We start from the raw sequence: 2,508 nt of genomic DNA, 5'->3' as shown, positions 1-2,508 counted from the left end.
CATGAGGAGCGGACGGCGTCTAAAAGGTATTTTAATTCAGAATAAACTAAATAATTGTGTATATAACTAAATTTTAGGATATGTGCATTGTTTCTAGGATATGTGCATTCCTTCACAAATGGTGCTAATCGTCAGTGAGAGTGAGGCAGATTATGTACAGCGGCCGATTGGCATGGACAACCTTGACTTTCGAGTCTAGAAGAGCTATAATGTCCTCCGATGTTTGAGTGGGCCCGCCTGTTATGAGATTCGAAAACCCAACTATGACATTAACAAATTGGAAGAGGTGCCTAAGAGATTGTCTAGAAATAGGTCTGTTACCTTACGTCACTACTGTTTACGTTATTAATGTGTACAAATCCATACTCTACATGCGTTAATATGAATATATCGGATATGTTATTGTAAGTACGACGGTGATTTCGGCGGAGATAAAGTTAAAAAAGGTGGGATCTTATATGTGCGGTATCGTGGGGATAGTTATGAAAAATGATACTCCTGTTGAATTTAGTATTATTAAAAAAATGACTAAAGTAATCGAACACCGCGGGCCAGACGAGGATGGGTTTTATATTAATGGGAGTATAGGATTGGGATTCCGGCGATTGTCTATAATTGACATAGAAAATGGTAGCCAGCCGCTAACAAACGAAGATAAAACAATATTCTTAATTTTTAACGGGGAAATTTATAATTTCGAAGAACTTAGAAATAACTTAATTAAAGAAAATCATATTTTTACTACTAACTCAGACGGAGAGGTTATTGTTCATTTGTATGAAAAATATGGATTTGATTTTTTAAATTATTTAAGGGGCATGTTTTCGTTTATTTTGTACGATCAAAAAAACAACATATTATTTTTTGCGCGGGATCATTTTGGTATTAAACCATTATATTATGCTGAAACTGATGATGCATATATTTTTAGTTCAGAAATAAAAAGTATTATTGAATACCCAAAAATTAAAACAGAGATTTGCTTAGAATCTTTGTGGAATTATTATACATTTCAATATGTTCCAGATCCATTAACAATGTTTAAAAGAATTTATAAACTTGCTCCTGGAAGTTATGGTATCGTTAAAAACGGTAGAATACACATGTGTTCTTATTGGGAGCCAGTCTTCGATCCCGACAATAAGCCAATAGATCATTACGTAGAAGAGATTAAATCGGCTTTGCTTGATTCGATTTCGAATCATTTGAAGTCCGATGTTCCGGTCGGGGCTTTTCTATCCTCTGGAATTGATTCGGCTGGAATTGTAGCATTAATAAAAGAAACAGGGAGGGTAGTAGATACGTTTACTGTGGGATTTTATGGCAATGGCGAAAAAAATGAAATTGCATATGCAAAATATATAGCAAATATCCTTGGTATGCCGCATCATAATGTAATTGTAACGCCAAAAGATTATCTAAACGAGATACCAAAAGCTGTTTATTATCAAGATGAGCCAGTTGCCGATCCTTCGGCGCTCGGACTATATTTTGTGGCGCGACTTGCAAAAGAATACGTCAAAGTTGTACTATCAGGGGAGGGGGCTGATGAGTTGTTTGGTGGTTATGGTATTTATAAAGAACCGCTATCACTGAAAATATTTAATTTTATTCCATCGTTTTTGCGTTATTATTTATATTTGTCAGCGAATAAATTGCCGGATGGAATAAAAGGTAAATCTTTTATAATTCGCGGTACAAAGCCTCTTCGCGAGCGATATTTCGGGAACGCGTATATCTTTAATGAAGATTTAAAAAAAGAATTGCTGTTTTTTGATCCGATTGAAGTTGGCGCTCGTTTGCCGACAGAAATAACTAAAGTATATTATGATAGAGCAGAAAAATACGATGATATAACAAAAATGCAATTTATAGACATCAAAACATGGCTTCCCGGAGATATTTTGGCGAAGGCCGACAAAATGACAATGGCCCATTCTTTAGAGTTAAGGGTACCATATCTAGATAAAAAAGTTTTTTCTGTGGCATCTAGAATACCATATTATTATCGAATAACTCATAGAACAACAAAATACGTCTTAAGGAAGGCCTTGAGCGACATTTTACCATCTGATGTGGTATTTCGTAAAAAGCTGGGGTTTCCAGTTCCAATTCGTAAATGGTTAAGAGAAGATTTTTTTGAGTGGGCTTATGATATTATATCGTCAAGTAAAACAGATTATATTATAAACAAGAATTTTTCGTTAAATCTTTTAATGGAACATAAATATGGTGTTAAAGATAATTCTAGAAAGATATGGACAATATTAATTTTTATGATTTGGCATAGTATTTTTATTGAAAAAAATATATTAAAATAAAAAAGTATTATTCTTTTTTATTTTATGGCAATTTAATAATAAAATTAGATTTAACCTAATAATTATCTTACAAAAAATGGCTTAAATTAGCCCCCCTTTGGTGGAACTGACGTCAAAAGTTATGCACTTCCTCCTTCAGGGTGGTTACATCGAAAAATAAGCCTGAGGCCAGCGTAATCCTTTCCAT

The 2,508-nt window shown here is 33.8% G+C and carries 1 protein-coding gene; it reads left to right on the top strand.

Annotation, left to right across the window (positions count from 1 at the left end; genetic code table 11):
* Positions 1-458 precede the first annotated feature (458 nt).
* Positions 459-2,321: an asparagine synthase (glutamine-hydrolyzing) gene (gene asnB / locus C7438_RS08955; RefSeq protein ID WP_121445016.1), complete on the top strand. Its 1,863-nt coding sequence runs from the start codon at positions 459-461 to the stop codon at positions 2,319-2,321.
* The last annotated feature ends 187 nt before the right edge of the window (positions 2,322-2,508 follow it).

Origin of the sequence: Brockia lithotrophica, assembly GCF_003633725.1 — a bacterium.
Classification (GTDB): domain Bacteria; phylum Bacillota; class Bacilli; order Thermicanales; family DSM-22653; genus Brockia; species Brockia lithotrophica.
The sequence above is the reverse complement of the archived record's forward strand: the minus strand, read 5'-3'. Positions and strand labels throughout refer to the sequence as shown.